Annotated in this window: 18 protein-coding genes; 8 read left to right on the top strand and 10 right to left on the bottom strand. The window is 63.9% G+C overall.

Going from position 1 to position 15392, the window contains the following annotated elements; all coding sequences use genetic code 11:
• The first annotated feature begins 115 nt into the window (after window positions 1-115).
• The gene (locus tag J5M58_RS09100; RefSeq protein WP_207877928.1) at window positions 116-1090 is read left to right on the top strand and encodes a D-glycerate dehydrogenase; all 975 of its coding nucleotides are present in this window, start codon (window positions 116-118) and stop codon (window positions 1088-1090) included.
• 136 nt (window positions 1091-1226) lie between these two features.
• Here J5M58_RS09100 and J5M58_RS09095 read toward each other — a convergent pair whose 3' ends face one another.
• On the bottom strand, window positions 1227-2129 hold the full coding sequence (locus J5M58_RS09095; protein WP_112250213.1) for a DMT family transporter: 903 nt from the start codon (window positions 2127-2129) through the stop codon (window positions 1227-1229).
• A gap of 264 nt (window positions 2130-2393) precedes the next feature.
• Here J5M58_RS09095 and J5M58_RS09090 point away from each other — a divergent pair, with 264 nt between their 5' ends.
• Window positions 2394-3269: a helix-turn-helix domain-containing protein gene (locus tag J5M58_RS09090; RefSeq protein WP_112250211.1), complete on the top strand. Its 876-nt coding sequence runs from the start codon at window positions 2394-2396 to the stop codon at window positions 3267-3269.
• Window positions 3270-3359: 90 nt separating this feature from the next.
• Here the strand turns inward: J5M58_RS09090 and J5M58_RS09085 are convergent, their stop codons facing one another.
• The 6 genes from J5M58_RS09085 to J5M58_RS09060 all read right to left on the bottom strand — a co-directional run bounded on the left by J5M58_RS09085 (window position 3360) and on the right by J5M58_RS09060 (window position 9734).
• On the bottom strand, window positions 3360-5750 hold the full coding sequence (locus tag J5M58_RS09085; RefSeq protein ID WP_207877926.1) for a TonB-dependent receptor: 2391 nt from the start codon (window positions 5748-5750) through the stop codon (window positions 3360-3362).
• A gap of 218 nt (window positions 5751-5968) precedes the next feature.
• Window positions 5969-6952 (bottom strand): FecR domain-containing protein, encoded by a 984-nt coding sequence (locus J5M58_RS09080; RefSeq protein ID WP_112250207.1) that lies wholly within the window; start codon window positions 6950-6952, stop codon window positions 5969-5971.
• Window positions 6949-7524 (bottom strand): RNA polymerase sigma factor, encoded by a 576-nt coding sequence (locus J5M58_RS09075; RefSeq protein ID WP_112250205.1) that lies wholly within the window; start codon window positions 7522-7524, stop codon window positions 6949-6951. Before J5M58_RS09075 ends, J5M58_RS09080 begins: the two co-directional genes overlap by 4 nt.
• A 4-nt stretch (window positions 7525-7528) precedes the next feature.
• Window positions 7529-7855, bottom strand: a complete 327-nt coding sequence (locus J5M58_RS09070) for a DUF3325 domain-containing protein (protein WP_112250203.1) — start codon at window positions 7853-7855, stop codon at window positions 7529-7531.
• Entirely contained in the window at window positions 7855-9432 is a 1578-nt protein-coding gene (locus tag J5M58_RS09065) for a PepSY domain-containing protein (protein ID WP_207877924.1), read from the bottom strand. The genes J5M58_RS09070 and J5M58_RS09065 overlap by 1 nt, the downstream gene beginning before the upstream one ends.
• Window positions 9429-9734, bottom strand: a complete 306-nt coding sequence (locus J5M58_RS09060) for a DUF3649 domain-containing protein (protein WP_112250199.1) — start codon at window positions 9732-9734, stop codon at window positions 9429-9431. The genes J5M58_RS09065 and J5M58_RS09060 overlap by 4 nt, the downstream gene beginning before the upstream one ends.
• A gap of 232 nt (window positions 9735-9966) precedes the next feature.
• Between J5M58_RS09060 and J5M58_RS09055 the strand changes: the two genes are divergently transcribed.
• Both J5M58_RS09055 and J5M58_RS09050 read left to right on the top strand, forming a co-directional pair.
• Entirely contained in the window at window positions 9967-10314 is a 348-nt protein-coding gene (locus tag J5M58_RS09055; RefSeq protein ID WP_003260689.1) for an HPF/RaiA family ribosome-associated protein, read from the top strand.
• A gap of 123 nt (window positions 10315-10437) precedes the next feature.
• Window positions 10438-10728, top strand: a complete 291-nt coding sequence (locus J5M58_RS09050) for a DUF3509 domain-containing protein (RefSeq protein WP_112250197.1) — start codon at window positions 10438-10440, stop codon at window positions 10726-10728.
• A 3-nt stretch (window positions 10729-10731) separates the two neighbouring features.
• Here J5M58_RS09050 and J5M58_RS09045 read toward each other — a convergent pair whose 3' ends face one another.
• Window positions 10732-11202: a phosphate-starvation-inducible protein PsiE gene (locus J5M58_RS09045; RefSeq protein WP_112250195.1), complete on the bottom strand. Its 471-nt coding sequence runs from the start codon at window positions 11200-11202 to the stop codon at window positions 10732-10734.
• Between the two features lie 448 nt (window positions 11203-11650).
• On the opposite strand from J5M58_RS09045, the gene J5M58_RS09040 reads away from it, so the two are divergent.
• The 3 genes from J5M58_RS09040 to J5M58_RS09030 all read left to right on the top strand — a co-directional run bounded on the left by J5M58_RS09040 (window position 11651) and on the right by J5M58_RS09030 (window position 12688).
• Complete coding sequence (locus J5M58_RS09040) at window positions 11651-11893, top strand: hypothetical protein (RefSeq protein WP_112250193.1); 243 nt, start codon at window positions 11651-11653, stop codon at window positions 11891-11893.
• A gap of 157 nt (window positions 11894-12050) precedes the next feature.
• Window positions 12051-12314, top strand: a complete 264-nt coding sequence (locus J5M58_RS09035; protein ID WP_112250191.1) for a DUF3077 domain-containing protein — start codon at window positions 12051-12053, stop codon at window positions 12312-12314.
• Between the two features lie 110 nt (window positions 12315-12424).
• Window positions 12425-12688 (top strand): YebG family protein, encoded by a 264-nt coding sequence (locus tag J5M58_RS09030; RefSeq protein ID WP_112250189.1) that lies wholly within the window; start codon window positions 12425-12427, stop codon window positions 12686-12688.
• Window positions 12689-12812: 124 nt separating this feature from the next.
• Here J5M58_RS09030 and J5M58_RS09025 read toward each other — a convergent pair whose 3' ends face one another.
• Window positions 12813-13832 carry a Glu/Leu/Phe/Val dehydrogenase dimerization domain-containing protein gene (locus J5M58_RS09025; protein ID WP_112250187.1) on the bottom strand — a complete coding sequence of 340 codons (1020 nt, stop codon included), beginning with the start codon at window positions 13830-13832 and terminating at the stop codon, window positions 12813-12815.
• A gap of 125 nt (window positions 13833-13957) precedes the next feature.
• Between J5M58_RS09025 and J5M58_RS09020 the strand changes: the two genes are divergently transcribed.
• Entirely contained in the window at window positions 13958-14764 is an 807-nt protein-coding gene (locus J5M58_RS09020) for a SirB1 family protein (RefSeq protein ID WP_207877922.1), read from the top strand.
• On the opposite strand, the gene maiA is transcribed toward J5M58_RS09020, so the two are convergent.
• Complete coding sequence (gene maiA / locus J5M58_RS09015; RefSeq protein WP_207877920.1) at window positions 14758-15390, bottom strand: maleylacetoacetate isomerase; 633 nt, start codon at window positions 15388-15390, stop codon at window positions 14758-14760. The genes J5M58_RS09020 and maiA overlap by 7 nt on opposite strands.
• Window positions 15391-15392 lie beyond the last annotated feature (2 nt).

Raw genomic sequence — 15392 nt, 5'->3', positions numbered from 1 at the left:
TAAACCCGCTCCCACAGGTACACCACAGCCTTCCAGGCCTGTGCAATACCTGTGGGAGCGGGTTCACCCGCGAAGAAACCATCACCGCCCCACCGCCTTGCAGAGAAGTTGCCCGATGAAAAAGACCGTCCTGGCCTTCAGCCGTATCACCCCGGCCATGGCCGAGCGCCTGCAGCAAGACTTCAACCTGATCCTGCCCAACCCCAAGCTGGGCGACATCAGCGCCCAGTTCAACGAAGCCCTGCCCGAGGCCCACGGCCTGATCGGCGTTGGCCGCAAGCTCGGCCGGGCGCAGCTTGAAGGCGCGGCCAGGCTGGAGGTGGTGTCCAGCGTTTCGGTCGGCTACGACAACTACGACCTGGACTACCTCAACGAACGCGGCATCGCCCTGACCAACACCCCCGACGTGCTGACCGAAAGCACCGCCGACCTGGGCTTCTCGCTGATCATGGGCTGCGCCCGCCGCACCGCCGAGCTGGATGCCTGGACCAAGGCCGGCAACTGGCAAGCTACCGTAGGCCCGGCGCACTTCGGCAGCGATGTGCACGACAAGACCTTGGGCATCGTTGGCATGGGCAACATCGGTGCCGCCATTGCCCGCCGCGGCCGGTTCGGCTTCAACATGCAGGTGATCTATTCCGGCAACAGCCGCAAGACCGCACTGGAGCAAGAGCTGGGCGCGCAGTTCCGCAGCCTGGAGCAACTGCTGGCAGAAGCCGATTTCGTCTGCATCGTGGTGCCGTTGTCCGATGCCACCCGCAAGCTGATCGGTGCGCGTGAGTTGCAACTGATGAAGCCGAGCGCGTTCCTGATCAACATCGCCCGCGGGCCGGTGGTGGACGAGGCGGCGCTGATCGAGGCACTGCAGAGCGGCACCATTCGCGGTGCGGGCCTGGATGTGTACGAGAAAGAGCCGCTGAGCGACTCGCCGCTGTTCAAGCTGCCCAATGCACTGACCTTGCCGCACGTTGGCTCGGCCACTGCCGAAACCCGCGAGGCCATGGCCAACCGGGCAATCGACAACCTGCGCGCGGCGCTGCTGGGTGAGCGGCCGCGGGACCTGGTGAATCCTCAAGTGTGGAAGGGCTGATAGCCTTTTACTGCCTGCACCGGCCCTTTCGCGGGTAAACCCGCTCCCACAGGTATTGCACAGGCGCTGAGGTCTGTGGGGTACCTGTGGGAGCGGGTTTACCCGCGAAAGGGCCGGCACAGGCAACCCTTCATATCTATTTGGCCACCACAACACCCTCAGCCGCCCTGGCCTTGGGCTTGCGAAACACCAGCACATTCCCCGCCATCACCGCCACCAGCCCCAACAAGGCCGGTGCCGTCCACTGATACCCCTCAGCCACCGCCGACACATTCAGCGCCACCAACGGGAACAGCACCGTGCAGTACGCCGCCCGCTCCGGCCCCATGCGCCCGACCAGGGTAAGGTAGGCGGTAAAGGCGATCACCGAGCCCGGCACCACCAGGTACAGTAACGAGCCGATGTACCGCACGTTCCATTCCATGCTGAACGGCACGCCGCTGACCACGCAGAACACCGCCAGCATCACCGCCCCGTAGACCATGCCCCAGGCATTGGTGGTCATGGGTTTGAGCCCGGCCTTCTGCTGCATGCTCGACAGCATGTTGCCGGCAGAGAAGCACAGCGTGCCGAGCAGGGCCAGGCCGAGGCCGTACAGGGTTTCGCGGCTGGCCGCATGGTGCGCCAGCTCCGGCCAGAACAGCAGGCCCAGGCCAAGTAACCCCAGGGCGCCACCGCCAAGCACATTGCTGGCGATCTTCTGGCCGAAGAAGATCCGCGCGTTGAGCGCGTTCCACAGGGTTGCGGTGGAGAACACCACGGCGATCAGGCCGCTGGCAATCCACTGGCTGGCGCTGAGGAAGCAGATGAAGTTGACGCAGAACAGGCACAGGCCCTGGGCCAGGCAGATCTGGTGGCCACGCCGGTTCATCGGCTGCAGGCGCCGGGTGAGCAGCAGGAAGGCGAACAGGATCAGCCCGGCCAGGGCGAAGCGGTAGACAATCGAGACCGGAATGGCGACCACGCCCAACTGGAGTTTCAGGGCGATCCAGGTGGTGCCCCAGATCAGGACAGTGAGCAGGTAGAGTGACAGGTTCATGGTGGCGGTTCCTTGGGCCTTTCAAGTTCGGTGCCCGGCGCTTCGCGGCTAAAGCCGCTCCCACAGGGACCGTGCTGCTCTCGAAGCTGGCGCGGTCCCTGTGGGAGCGGGTTCACCCGCGAATCGAGGGCGCAGCCCTCGCCGAGGCATTTCAGTGTTCTCCTGTCGAACACCCACGCGCTTGCACAAACTTGCGCATTTGTCCCGCTGGTGGCTGTAAGCCCGCCCAAGGCGCAGTAGGATGGCTGGCAAGAGGAACCGCCCATGACCCCACTTACCCAGCTGCAAGTGTTCAACGCCATGCACGCCTCGCCCCACGCCCGGCTGGAGCTGAGCGCGCACCTGGGCGACGGGCTGGCAGCGGCGCTGTGGAGCAACCGCGACGATGCCCGCGATTACCAGGCACCGAGCCATCACACCCTGTCGTGCTACATCGCCGACGGCACCGGCACTTTTCGTCGCCAGCGTCCCGGCGACAAAGGGGCACCCGACAAGCTGTGCGTGATGCCGGCCGGGCATGAATCGAACTGGGTGGTCAATGGCGCGATCCGCCTGGCACACCTGTATGTCAGCGAGGCCCAATTTGCCCTGGGCTGCGTGCGCCTGCTCGACCGAGAACCGCGTGAGCTGCAACTGCAGGAAGCGACCTTTCTTGATGACCCGCAGCAGGCCAAGCGCTTTCGCCAGCTGATAACCTTGGACTGGGACGAACCTGGTGAACGCTTGCTGGCCAGCAGCCTGGCGCACGATATCGTCGACCATGCGCTACTCAACCAGGTCGGGCTGCGCCAGGGCCTGCGCCTGAAAGGCGGGCTGGCTCCGAGCCTGCGCCGGCAAATGGTCGACTACATCGAAGCGCACCTTGACCAGCCCATCACCCTGGGTGAACTGGCCGTGCGCTGCAACCTGTCCGAATACCACTTTGCGCGCATGTTCCGCGCCAGTTTCGGGCTGCCGCCGCATCAATATCTGCTGGCCCGGCGGCTACATCGGGCTTGTCAGCTGTTGCGGTTGGGGGTGATGCCGCTGGGGGAGATTGCCCTGTCGTGCGGGTTTGCCAGTGCCAGCCATTTCAGCAACCGGTTTCGCCAGGCAGTCGGTGCAACGCCTGGCGAGTACCGTTCGGCCATTCGCGGCTAAAGCCGCTCCCACAGGGGCCGCGCCAACCTCAAGGGCAGTGCAGTACCTGTGGGAGCGGCTTTAGCCGCGAAGAGGCCGGTACAGGCTGGCCTAGAACTCGAAGGTACTGGACAAACTCACCTGCCGCGCATCCCCGATAGCGACAAAGTACTGGTTCACCGCCGAGCTGTAGTAAACCTTGTCGAACAGGTTCTTCACGTTCAGCTGCAACAGCACCTTGTGCTCATCGAGCCGGGTCTCGTAGCTGGCAAAGGCATCGGCCACGGTATAGGACGGCAGGTCGAAGGTGTTGGTCGAGTTACCAGCCCGCTCGCCTACGTAGCGTGCCCCAGCGCCAAGACGCAACCGGTCGCCGCCGAACAGGCTGCCGTAGTCATACACCGCCGACAGCGAACCACTGTGCCGGGCTACGTTCTGCAGGCGGTTGCCCTGTAGATCAGGGTCCTTGGTCACCTTGGCATCGGTGAAGGCATAGCTGCCAATCAGGCTCCAGCGGTCGCTGAGCTGGCCAGTCAGGTCCAGTTCGACACCCCGCGAGCTGACCTCCCCGGCATTGCTGTACACAGTCTCGCGGGTGCTGGCATCAAAGTCGGAAACCAGCACGTTGCGCTTGGTAATGTCGAACAGCGCCAGAGTGCCGGTAACGCGGCCTTGCATGTCGAGCTTGGCCCCCAGCTCCCACGACTTCCCTTCCTCTGGCGCCACCGACGAGTCAAGCACCACATTGCCGGTCAGCGGCGCGATCGTCGAGTTGGGCTTGAACGACTCGCTGTAGCTACCATAGAAGGACAGCTGGTCATCGACCTTGTAGACGATACCGGCATGCGGCACCCAGGCCTGACCACTGATGTCGGTGTTGGCCTTGAACGGTCGGCCACGGCCAGCGTACTGGTCGTACTGCTGGAAGCGCGCACCGGCCACCAGGATCCAGTGTTCGTCCAGGTGCAGCGCGTCCTGCACGAACAGTGCATCAGTGCGCAGCTTATCGGTCTGGTCGCTGTCACTGGCCTTTACCGTTGTGCCCTCCACTTCCTGGCCGTAGACCGGGTTCACATAGCTGAAGGTGGATTGTGCCGTCTGCCGGATCAGGTCGCCGCGAAAGATCTTGCGGTCTTCATGATCGACACCGAACAGCAGGTCGTTCTGCATCCCGGCCAGTTCCACATTGCCGGCCAGGCTCAGCGTGGCGAACTGGTCACGGCTCATGGCGTTGTGGGTGCCGTCGATGCTGCGCGACAGCGTGCCGCTTTTTTCATTCACGCCGGTCACCCGCACCTGGCTGGCATCATAGGTTTCGCGGTTGAAGCTGTAGCCGAAGTGCAGCTTCCAGTCATCGGCCAGCTGGTGGTCGACTTCCAGACGGTACAGGTCGGAACGCCCTTCCATGTCGTTGAAAGGCTCGTCCAGGCGACGCGTGGCAGGGATGTCCAGCGGGTGGCCGTTGCTGCCGAACGCCGTGCCACGGTCGAAGGGGTAGAGAAACTCGCGGTGCTCGTAGGCCAGGACCACCTGGGTGTCTTCGCCCAGCCAGGCCAGCGACGGCGCCACCAGCGACTCACGGTGCACGCCGTAGTTGCGCCAGTAGTCCTCATCTTCGTGGTCGACGATCAGGCGATAGGCAAAGTTGCTGTCGCCCAGCGCGCCGGTACTGTCGAAGCCGCCACCGCTGCCGTTCTTGCCGCTGCCGTAGGTGGACCCGCGCACGTTCAGGGCGTTGTACTGCTCGAGTTGCGGGCGCTTGCTGACCACGTTGATCACCCCGCCCGGGTCCTGGATGCCGTACAGCAGCGAGGCCGGGCCCTTGAGCACTTCGACCCGCTCGGTGCTGGCGTTGAGGCTGCGGCCCTGCACGATGGGCATGCCATCGCGCATGATCGAGCCGTCGCGGTTGTCGCCGAAGCCGCGCTTCATCACCGTGTCGGAGGTGCCACCGAAATTGTTGCCCTGGGTGATGCCGCTGACATTGGCCAGGGCGTCATCGAGGTTGCGGGGGGCCTGGTCCCGGATGACCTGGGCCGGTACCACGTTGATCGCCTGGGGGATGTCCTGGCTAGGGCCCTGCCCGCGCATGATCGAGGCGGTAGCCGGTGGCTGGTAGCTGTAGTCGTCCAGTTGCGAGGTCACGGTGATGGCCTGCAGGTTGAGGGCACCGGAGGTGTCCACCGCTTCGACGGTGAAGGTGCGTGCATCGACGCGGCGCCAGGCCAGCCCGGTAGTGGCCAGCAGCTGTTGCAGAGCGTGTTCGGCGCTGAACCTGCCGTTCAGCGCTGGCGCCTGCAGGCCAGGTAGTTCCAAGGTGTAGACCACGCTCTGGCCTGTGGTGCGGCTGAAGGCATCGAGTGCCTGGGCCAAGGGTTGCGCCGGCTGGGCGAAGGTATACGCCTGCTGTTGCTCGGCGGCGCAGGCCAGGGGGGCAACAGTGAATGCCGGGAGCGCGCAAAGGCCGAGCCAGAGAGGGACGCAACGCGGGGTGAACTTCATGGACGCTGACCTGTGAGAGGGATATGACTGCGAATGAATCGCACTTCCACTCATTACACGGATGCCACGTCCTGTTACCTCACCCGCTATCTGAAAATATTTTTGCCTGTGCGGGCCTCTTCGCGGGTGAACCCGCTCCCACAGGTACTGCACAGGATTTGAAACTTGCGCCCTTCCTGTGGGAGCGGGTTCACCCGCGAAGAGGCCGGCACAGGCGACTACCGGATGACAGTCAACCGCCCCAGCACTGTCTGCCGCGAAAAGCCCATCACCTTGCCCAGCGAATCCAGCGCCAGCAACGGCTCGGCCACGGGGAAACTGCCACTGACCTTGCGCTGCCCCAACTCATCATCGAGCAACAGGATGCGCCCCGGGTAATAACGCCCCAGGTCCTCGACCACCTGCGCCAGCGGCACCTGGTAGTAATTCAGCCAGCCCTGGCGCCATGCCAGGCGGTTGTCGCTGTCCACCACCAGGGTGTCGCCGACTCGGCCGGCAGCATAGGCCGCCTGCTGGTTGGCCGTCAGTTCACGCGCTGCGGCGCCTGGTGCCGGGCTCACCGCCACCCGCCCGCTGCGCACCGTGACCTGGGCGCCCTCGCCCCGCTCGCGCACCTCGAACTGGGTGCCGAGCACACGCACCTCGCCACCGGCGGCTTCCACCAGGAACGGCGCGCCGGTATGCGTGACCTGGAAGAATGCCGCGCCATGCAACAACCGCACACGGCGCTCGCCCTGCACAAAATCGACTGCAATCGCGCTCCCTGCATCCAGCGTCACTTGTGACTGGTCGGCCAAGGTCACTTGGCGAACTTGATCAGCACTGCTGTAGTCGGCCTGCAGGTCCTGCAGCCACAGGCCCGGGCGCCAACCACCGGCTACGCCAACGGCCATTACCAGGCACGCGGCCACCGCCAGCGCCGCGACCCGTTGCAGCCAGGGGCGCCCGGCCGGCGGCCTGGCCATCGCATCCAGGTAACGTTGCAGGTTTGCCTGGTCTTCAGCGGCCAGGCGCGCCGCCGGGGCGGCGCTGTTCTGCCACAGCGCCTGGGCCTGGGCGTAGGCCTCACGGTGCCCAGGGTCGGCCAGCAGCCATCGCTTGAACGCCGCGCCCTCGGCTTGCGCAGGCTGCTCGTTGATGCGGCTAAGCCATTGCAGTGCAGCCCGGGATTGCGCCTCGGTGATCGGCGGTAAACGGCTCATCGACGGGCACTCCCTGGCCGGCGTGGGGTGGACGCGGGCTCGGCAACACTCGCCTTGCACGCTTCGAGGGCGCGCATCATATGCTTTTCCACAGCACTCTGGGACAGTTGCATGGCCTTGGCGATCTCGCCGTACTTGCAGCCATGGATACGGTTGAGCAGGAAAATCTGTCGCGTGCGCTCGGGCAAGGCGCGCAAGGCAGCATCGATGCGTTGCAAGTCGTGATCGACCTCAACGGCCTGCTCCGGGGCCTGGGCCATGGCCACCTCGCCCAGCGGCAGCACAGCTTCGGCCACGCGTTCGCGGCTACCCTCGCTGCGCAGGTGGTCGATGGCCAGGTTGCCGGCGCAACGCAGCAGGTAGGTATCCAGCGCCTCGACCTTGACCTCGGGCCGACGCCAGAAGCGCAGGAACAGTTCCTGGACCAGGTCCGATGCCGTGGCCCGGCAGCCGACCCGGCGGCTCACCAGCGCCTCCATGCGCGCCCGCTGGGCCTGGAACACCTGGACGAAGCGCGCACGCCCACCGCCGCTTTCGGCATCCACCTCGGTCATGTCGCCCGGCTCGCTCATCGGCTCACGCGGCGAACACGGCCAGTAACGGCCCCAGCACCACGCTGGCGGCGGCCAGGCCCAGCAACAGGCGGGGCTGGTATGGCAGGCCGAACACCCACAGGGTCACCCCGGCCATCATCACTGCGGTCCACTCCACCAGGCCATGGGCCCAGCCACGCAGGTGCACGCTCAGCACCAGCGACAGCACCAGCAGCAGCCAGCCGGCGCTGCGCAACAGGCGCAACTGCCCGTGGCGCGGCTTGCGCCCGAGCAGGTCGACGAAGTGTTTCTCCATCGCTAGGCACAGGGCAACGAAGCCGGCGTAAGCGATCAGCGCATTACCCAGCATCAGCTCGCCTCCGCCGTTTCAGTGCTTGGCTTCTTTGCTGCACGAGGGGCCCGCTTGGCCACAGGCTTCGGGCTGCGCAACATCTTGCCGGCCAGCCAGCCCAGGAACAGGCCGGTGCCCAGCGCTGTCAGGTCGAAGCCGGCCATGGCCCAGTCACCCGCCGGCAGCGAATGATTCAGGCCCTGGCCGGTGGTCAGGCCGTTGAGCAGCGGCAGCAAGGCAAAGGCCAGCGCGCCCAGTGCCAGTTGCTCGCCCCAGGCCCGGCGCCCGCTACGCAGCACAGCGTGTACCAGCGACAGGCCCCAGGCGATGAAGAAGGCGTTGACCTCCCAGTCGGCTCGGCCTTCGACCCCCATCGGGATCAGGCGGTTGGCCCAGAAGAAGCCCGCCACGGCCAGCAGCAGACCGCTCATGCTGGCGATATTGAGCACTTCGACCAGGCGCAGTTCGCCCGGCAGGCGTTCGCTCCCGGCATGCTTGAGCTGGCGTTTGCCCAGCCACATCACCAGCCCGGTGCCGATCACCGCGGTACCGGCCAAGCCAAAGAAGAAGTACAGCCAGCGCAGCCAAGGCCCGGCGAAGTTGCCCATGTGCAGGCCGGCAAAGCTGAAGGCGGTCATCATGACACCGCTCTCCGGCTTGCCCTGGCTCAGCAGCACACCGCTGGCGCCATCGAAGGTCCAGTTGGCGCTGCGCCGATAGGCCACATGATCGGCCGCGGACTGGGTGAAGGTGACGCGGGCATTGCTGTCGCCGGCGCTCTCTACCTGGATACGGCCGATACGCGCGCCCGGTTGCAGGTCCTGCACCTTGGCGTACAGGCTCGGCAACGGTACCAGCGGCGCGGCCACGTGGGCCGCCTTGGGCGCATCGTTACGGCCGAACAGGTCGTTGAAGTACTTGCCGGTGTCATTGCCGTAGCCGGCCATGATGCCAGCCGGCATCACCATGTACATGAACAGCACCAGGCTGCTGTAGCTGATCATCAGGTGGAACGGCAGCACCAGCACGCCAATGGCGTTGTGCCCATCCAGCCAGGAGCGCTGGCCCTTGCCGGGGCGGAAGGTGAAGAACTCCTTGAAGATTTTCTTGTGAGTGATGATGCCGGTAACCAGCCCCAGCAGCATGATCAAGGCGCAGAACGTAGACAGCCAGCGGCCGAAGGGGTATGGCATCTGCAGCTGGAAGTGGAAGCGGTAGAAAAACTCGCCACCGCGGCTGTCGCGAGCCTCTACCGGTCGGCCGGTCTGGGTATCGAGGGTCTTGGTGACGAAGCCGCGTGGCCCGCCATTGGGGTCGCGGTAGCCCACGCTCAGGGCGGCCTCGCGCGCGTTGGGCATGCGGATCAGCCAGGTGCCCGAATGCCCGGCATTGTCCTGCAGGTAACGCTGGGCCACCTCCAGGCTATGGGTCGGCTCCAGGGCATGGCTGCGCACCTCAGGCTGCGACCAGTGGGTGATTTCTTCCTTGAAATACGACAGCGTGCCGGTGAGGAAGATGGCAAACAACAGCCAGCCGAAGATCAGGCCGGTCCAGGTGTGCAGCCAGGCCATGGCCTGGCGGAAGCCTTCTTTCATGGGTTTTTCATCCAGTAGGCCAACCCGCTGATCCCCCCCAGCAGCACGCTTGGCGCCAACACGCCCAGCCAGGCGCGCAAAGCGCTGCGGCAGGCAAAGCACCAGATGAACGCCAGCAGGTAGAAGACGAATGACAGCAGCAGGCCGGTGAGCGTGGCATCGACCCGTGGCAGCGGCGCAACCAGGGCAATGCAAACGCTGGCCGCAGACGCCAGCAGGTAGCCGCCCAGCAGCGCGGCCAGGCTGCGTGAAGCCACGGCCAGGCGATAGCTGGGCGAGAGACCGGCAGTTTTGCGCGTCATGGCGAAGGTCCGGGCGTTTTCGGGCCTGCAATAATAATGATTTCAATTCTCATAAGCAAAGGCCGAGCGATGAGCCGCCTGCCGCCCTGAATGCAACAAGAAATTTATTTTCAAAAAGGGCTTGAATTCGTTTCGCCGTTGCCTGACCTTAGAGTCAAGAGACGCAGAAATACCAAGGGTCTCAAAGGCCTAGGCGCGTCTCCATGCGAGCAAGCTGAATAAGGATTGAATCATGCAAATCCAGGTCAACAGCAGCAACCATTTCGAAGGCAACGCCCGGCTCGACCAGTGGGTCCGCAGCACACTGCAGAACTCGCTGGAACGTTACGAAGACGACCTCACCCGCATCGAGGTTCACCTGCGCGACGAGAACGGCGCCAAGCCCGGACCGCATGACAAACGCTGCCAGATGGAGGCTCGCCCCAAAGGCCACCAACCGATTTCCGTGACCCACACCGCCACTTCGCTGGACCAGGCGGTCGATGGCGCCGCCACCAAGCTCAACCACGCGCTGGAACACTTCTACGGCAAGCTGCGCAGCAAGCGCGGCGCCTTGGAGCTGAGTGACCCGGACGCCTGATCGGCACCGCAGACAACGCCCGGCCTCGTGCCGGGCGTTTTCGTTTGGGTCGATCAATGGCGCTGAACCAACTGGCGTTCGCGCCGGTCAACCTCTGCAGTCATTCACCGCAGAAGCAAGACCATGAACAACCCATTCGAACGAATCAGTGCTGCATTCGCCCCCGAATACCGGGTCAACCTGAGCATCACCAACCTCGACGGCAGCATCATGCTGACCCTGTCAGACGACGCCGGCGTGGTCGCCAAGCGGCTCATCACCCAAGCTCAGCGCAATGATCCGGTGCGCCTGCAGCGGGTGATCGACAGCATTCGCCTGGGCTTGGCCATCGAGCATAGCCAGAACCCCATGCAGGTGCTGGCCGCGCTGACCCGCGATGCCCGCCAGGAGCCGCGCCACTTCGTCGCCAACTGAGGCTTACTTGCCCTCTTCCACTTCCTTGCCGTTGGCGTCCAGCGCCTTGGTCGAGGGGTAGCGGTAGGAGGCGTAGCGCACCACCAGGATCGAGAACGCCAGCAACAGGATGCCGCCGCACACGTACAGCAGCCCTGCGTCCGGCGCCTTGTGGTGCGAGACATCGCCGATCAGCAGGCGGGTCAGCGCGGTGATGGCCACGTACAGCAGGAAGCGGATCGGCATGTGATTGGTCTTGAAGTAGATCCCGACCATCGCCCCCAGCTCCAGGTAGATGAACAGCAGCAGGATGTCATCGACACTGACCCCGCCCTTGCCGAGCATGTCGATGAAGGTCATCACCGCCGCATAGGCAGTGATCGCGCCAATCCCGAACAATGCCAGGTAATGGAATGCCTCGACGCACAGGTTGCCCAGCGAGTCGGCGGAGCCATGCAGGCCCTTGCGCAGCTTTTCTGCCCATTTGGTGTTCACGATGTTCCATTCCCCGATACGTCTTGAAGGATGATGCGTCACCGGTGTGACGCTTGTGCCATGCAGTTAAAGGGCCAGGCCCCTGGCTTGGAAGGCGACCGATTGCCGCAAGGCACGTTGAGGCGTGGCAAGTTGCCAGAAACACGGCCATGCGCTGGAGAAAATCAGATTTAACCCCTTCCTTGTAGGGCATTTCCCAAAGATACTCCCTGCCATTGTGGTGTTCGGGGATGAGCACTAGTCTCGGATCGTCGCTGCCAATCAGCGACCGGCTTTGACAGGCCGCCCTGAACTAACCACATGGCTTTGCCTTTATGGCAGCTGTCATGGGGCACCTCGTGTGCGCCGGCTTTTGGTTCTGTTCACCGGTCTGTCAACCCATGCACAGCTGCCGCCTTCCTGTTTGACAGCAGGAGGCGGTGGCCCCAACTTTGAACAGGCCTTAATCATGCTGAAAGTAGTCCCCGATCCACCCCACACACCCCATTTCCTTGAAGACACCCTGATCCAGGCTACGGACTATGCGTTGTGCGCAGCCACCGTGGTGCATCAGGCCTTGTTGCTTCAGCCCAAGTCGCCGGCATCGATTTTGATGATGACCTCAATGCATGAGCTGGAGACGTTGCGGGCTTTGCTTGAGTCGGCACTGGTTCAGGTGCAGATGCCCGCTGAGCCTCGGACTTTGCACTGAGGTTTGAGTGTTGCGTTGTCTGGGCTGGCCTCTTCGCGGGTAAACCCGCTCCCACAGGATCTCCACAGGCCTTTGAGGTAGATGCAGTACCTGTGGGAGCGGGTTCACCCGCGAAAGGGCCCGTTCAGGCAGTCGAGAATTTTGAGGGGATTCAAAAATGACTACAGAAGACACCCAATTCACCGTCGGCAAAACCATCTTCTTCCAAGGTGAAAACGGTACCCACCCACTCTTCCGTATCGAGCCAGGCATCCCTTGCCGGGACGCCCGCGAGCAGTCCTCAGAGCTGATGGGCTATGTACGCGAACTGACCATCACCGGCCTGATGGACGAGAAACCGATGATGATCTGGGCTGCGCATTACTTGAGCGCGATGGCCAAGGCGCTGATGGATGATGCTGAGTTGGGCATGAAGCAGTAAGCCCTCTGCACCACGCTACAATTTCTGCTTGCGAAGCAATCAACATTGCCATTACTGTATATAGATACAGTAAATCGAAACGCAACCAGCAAAAGGCATAGAGGTGATGAATGGCCGTCGAAGTGGTGTACCGCAGCAGCCGCGACCCGGAGCGCTTGTTCATGGATAAGGCCGAAGCAGACCGTCACGACAAGATGCTCGAACTGGCCGAGCGTCTGGCCGAAGTACTGCACAAGGCAGTGCCTTCGCTGAGCGAGAAACAGGTCGAGGAAGCCGGTATCTACATGGCCAAAAACCGCGATGTGTTCGCCCGGGCGTTCAAGAGCCAGCCGGATGCGTTGGCCGAGTTGCTCGAGGGTGGCGCTGCCGAGTGATGTCGGCGGCGCCTGCTTCGCGGGTAAACCCGCTCCCACAGGTACTCCACAATGTTCAAGACCTGTGCGATACCTGTGGGAGCGGGCTTGCCCGCGAAGAGGCCAGCAAAGCCAGTATCAACCCTCAGCCGTAGAGCAACCGCTCCGCCAGCATCTGCGCAACCCGCGCCGGCGAGCGCTTCTCTGCCTGGGCATGGCCAAACACTTCGGTCAGCCGTGAAGGTATCCGCGCCAGGTGCGCAGTGATGGTACCCAGGTCTTCGCCACGATGGGTAAGTGCCACGTAGATCAGCCCGCCGGCATTGATCACGTAATCGGGGGCATACAGTATCCCGCGCGATTCCAGCTGGTCGGCTACCTGCAAAGTGGTCAGCTGATTGTTGGCCGCCCCCGCCACTGCCGCGCAACGCAACTGCATCACGCTCTGCCCGTTCAACACCGGCCCCACGCCGCAAGGAGAAAAGATGTCGCAAGGGGTGCTGATCAACGCATCGTTGGTCACCGGATGGGCATTGAACTGCTCCACCGCCAGCCGCACCCGCCCAGGGTCCAGATCGCTCACCAGCAGGTCTGCACCCGCCGCATGCAGTTGCTCCGCCAGCGCATAACCGACATTGCCCAGCCCTTGCACCGCCACTCGCAACCCTTGCAGGTCATCACTGCCAAGGCGGAACGAAGTGGTGGCACGAATGCCGGCAAAAACTCCCATCGCCGCATGCGCAGAGGGGTCTCCCGAGGCCGTGGTGCTGGTCACATGCGGCGTGGTCTGAGCAATGCAGTCCATGTCCAGGGTCGAGGTGCCGCTGTCCACGGCGATGATGAAGCGCCCTTGCAAGGTATCGATGAAGCGGCCAAAGGCTTCGAACAGCGCGGCCCGGTTTTCCACATGCGGGTTGCGCATGATTACCGCCTTGCCGCCCCCCAGTGGCAGGCCGGCCAGCGCCGCCTTGTAGCTCATGCCCTGGGCCAGGCGAATGGCATCGATCATGGCGCTTTCATCATCGGCATAAGGCAGGTAGCGGCAACCGCCCATGGCCGGGCCCAACTGCTCGCTGTGGATCGCCACCACGGCCTTCAGGCCGGTGGGCGGGTCGGTGAACAGGTGCAGCGACTGGGTTCGGGTGCTTTGCATCAGCGCGAACATCGACAGGCTCCCCTACGAGGTGCTCCTTCCAGTATAGGCGCGGCCCTTGGGCTGGCGCCGCCGCCGGACCACTGGACGAAACCGCCGGCTGCGGCTAATACTCAAGCGTGTGTGGAGATGCCCCCATGAAGCCACGTCAAGCCTGCCTGGCCTGCCTGGAACGCGAGCCCGTCGCCCTGCTGGAAGCCGCATTATGGATTGCCGCCGAGCACGACCGAAGCGTCGAGCCCGCGGACAGCCTTGCCATGCTGCATGGCCTGCAGCGCGAGATCAGCGCCAAACTGCCGATGCTGCCGCTGTGCGAACTGGCCCAGCCACTGCTGCGCCAACTCAATGCCCTGGGCTTCCAGCAGGATGAACACCACCCGCTACGCCCGCATGCCGCGATGATGGACAAAGTGCTGCAGCGCCGCCGTGGCCAACCGCTGACCCTGGCCATCCTCGCCCTGGAACTGGCCCGGCGCCTGTCCATTCCCCTTGAGGGCGTAGGTTTCCCGGGCCATTTCCTGGTGCGCGTGCCGGGTGCCGATCATCTGCTCGACCCCTGTGGCGGCCGGCGCCTGTACCCCAACGATTGCCGTGAGCTGCTGGCTCGCCAGTTTGGCCCGCACGTAGCGCTGACTGCCGAGCACATGCGCAGTGCCAGCCCGCTGCAGATGCTGCAACGCCTGTCACGCAACCTGCGCCAGTTGCATATCAGCAACGACAACCACCTGGCGGCGCTGATCGATGCCGAGCGGGTCATGCAACTTGGCCCGGTGCAGGTCAGTGACTATGTGACCCGTGCTTCGCTCTACCAGCATCTGGATTGCCCACAGGCCGAGCGCTTCGACCTGGAGCATGCGTTATTGCTGACAGAGGACCCGGTTCAGCGCCTGAAACTGTCCGAACGTATCGGCAAGCTTCCGGCGACGAACCGTTCCATTCACTGAGCCGGGCTGTCCGGCTGCCGGGCGGGATGGGCCTGGACGAACGCCGGGTGGCCCGCCGCCAGGGCGGCAACCCGCAGGATGCGCGGGTAGCTGTCGAGGTCGATATTGAAGCGTTCAGCCGCGTACAGCTGCGGGATCAGGTAGATATCCGCCAGGCCCGGGTCATTACCGAAGCAGAAGCCGTGATCGCCAATCAGTTGCTCCACTGCCGCCAGCCCCTGGCTGATCCAGTGTCCGATCCACTGGTTGACCTGACTTTCGTCCTGACCGGCCTGGCGCAGCCGGTTGAGCACGCTGACGTTGTGCAGCGGGTGGATGTCGCAGCCAATGATCGCCGCCACGCCCCGCACCTTGGCGCGCGCCTCGGCCGTGGCAGGCAGCAGCGCGGGCTGTGGATAAACCTCTTCCAGGTACTCGATGATCGCCGGCGACTGCACCAGCAGCTCACCGCCATCGGTGCGCAAGGCCGGCACGCGGCCCTGCGGGTTGACTGCGACATAGCCCGCACCGCGCTGCTCACCCTGCAACAGGTTGACCGGCAAGGACTGGTAGGCCAGCCCCTTCAGTGCCAGGGCAATGCGCACCCGGTAGGACGAGGTGGAACGGTAATAGGTGTACAGCTCCATGC

It is taken from the genome of Pseudomonas sp. 32_A (genome assembly GCF_017490905.1).
In the GTDB taxonomy this organism is placed as follows: Bacteria; Pseudomonadota; Gammaproteobacteria; order Pseudomonadales; family Pseudomonadaceae; genus Aquipseudomonas; species Aquipseudomonas inefficax.
This window is presented reverse-complemented; position numbering and strand designations above follow the sequence as displayed.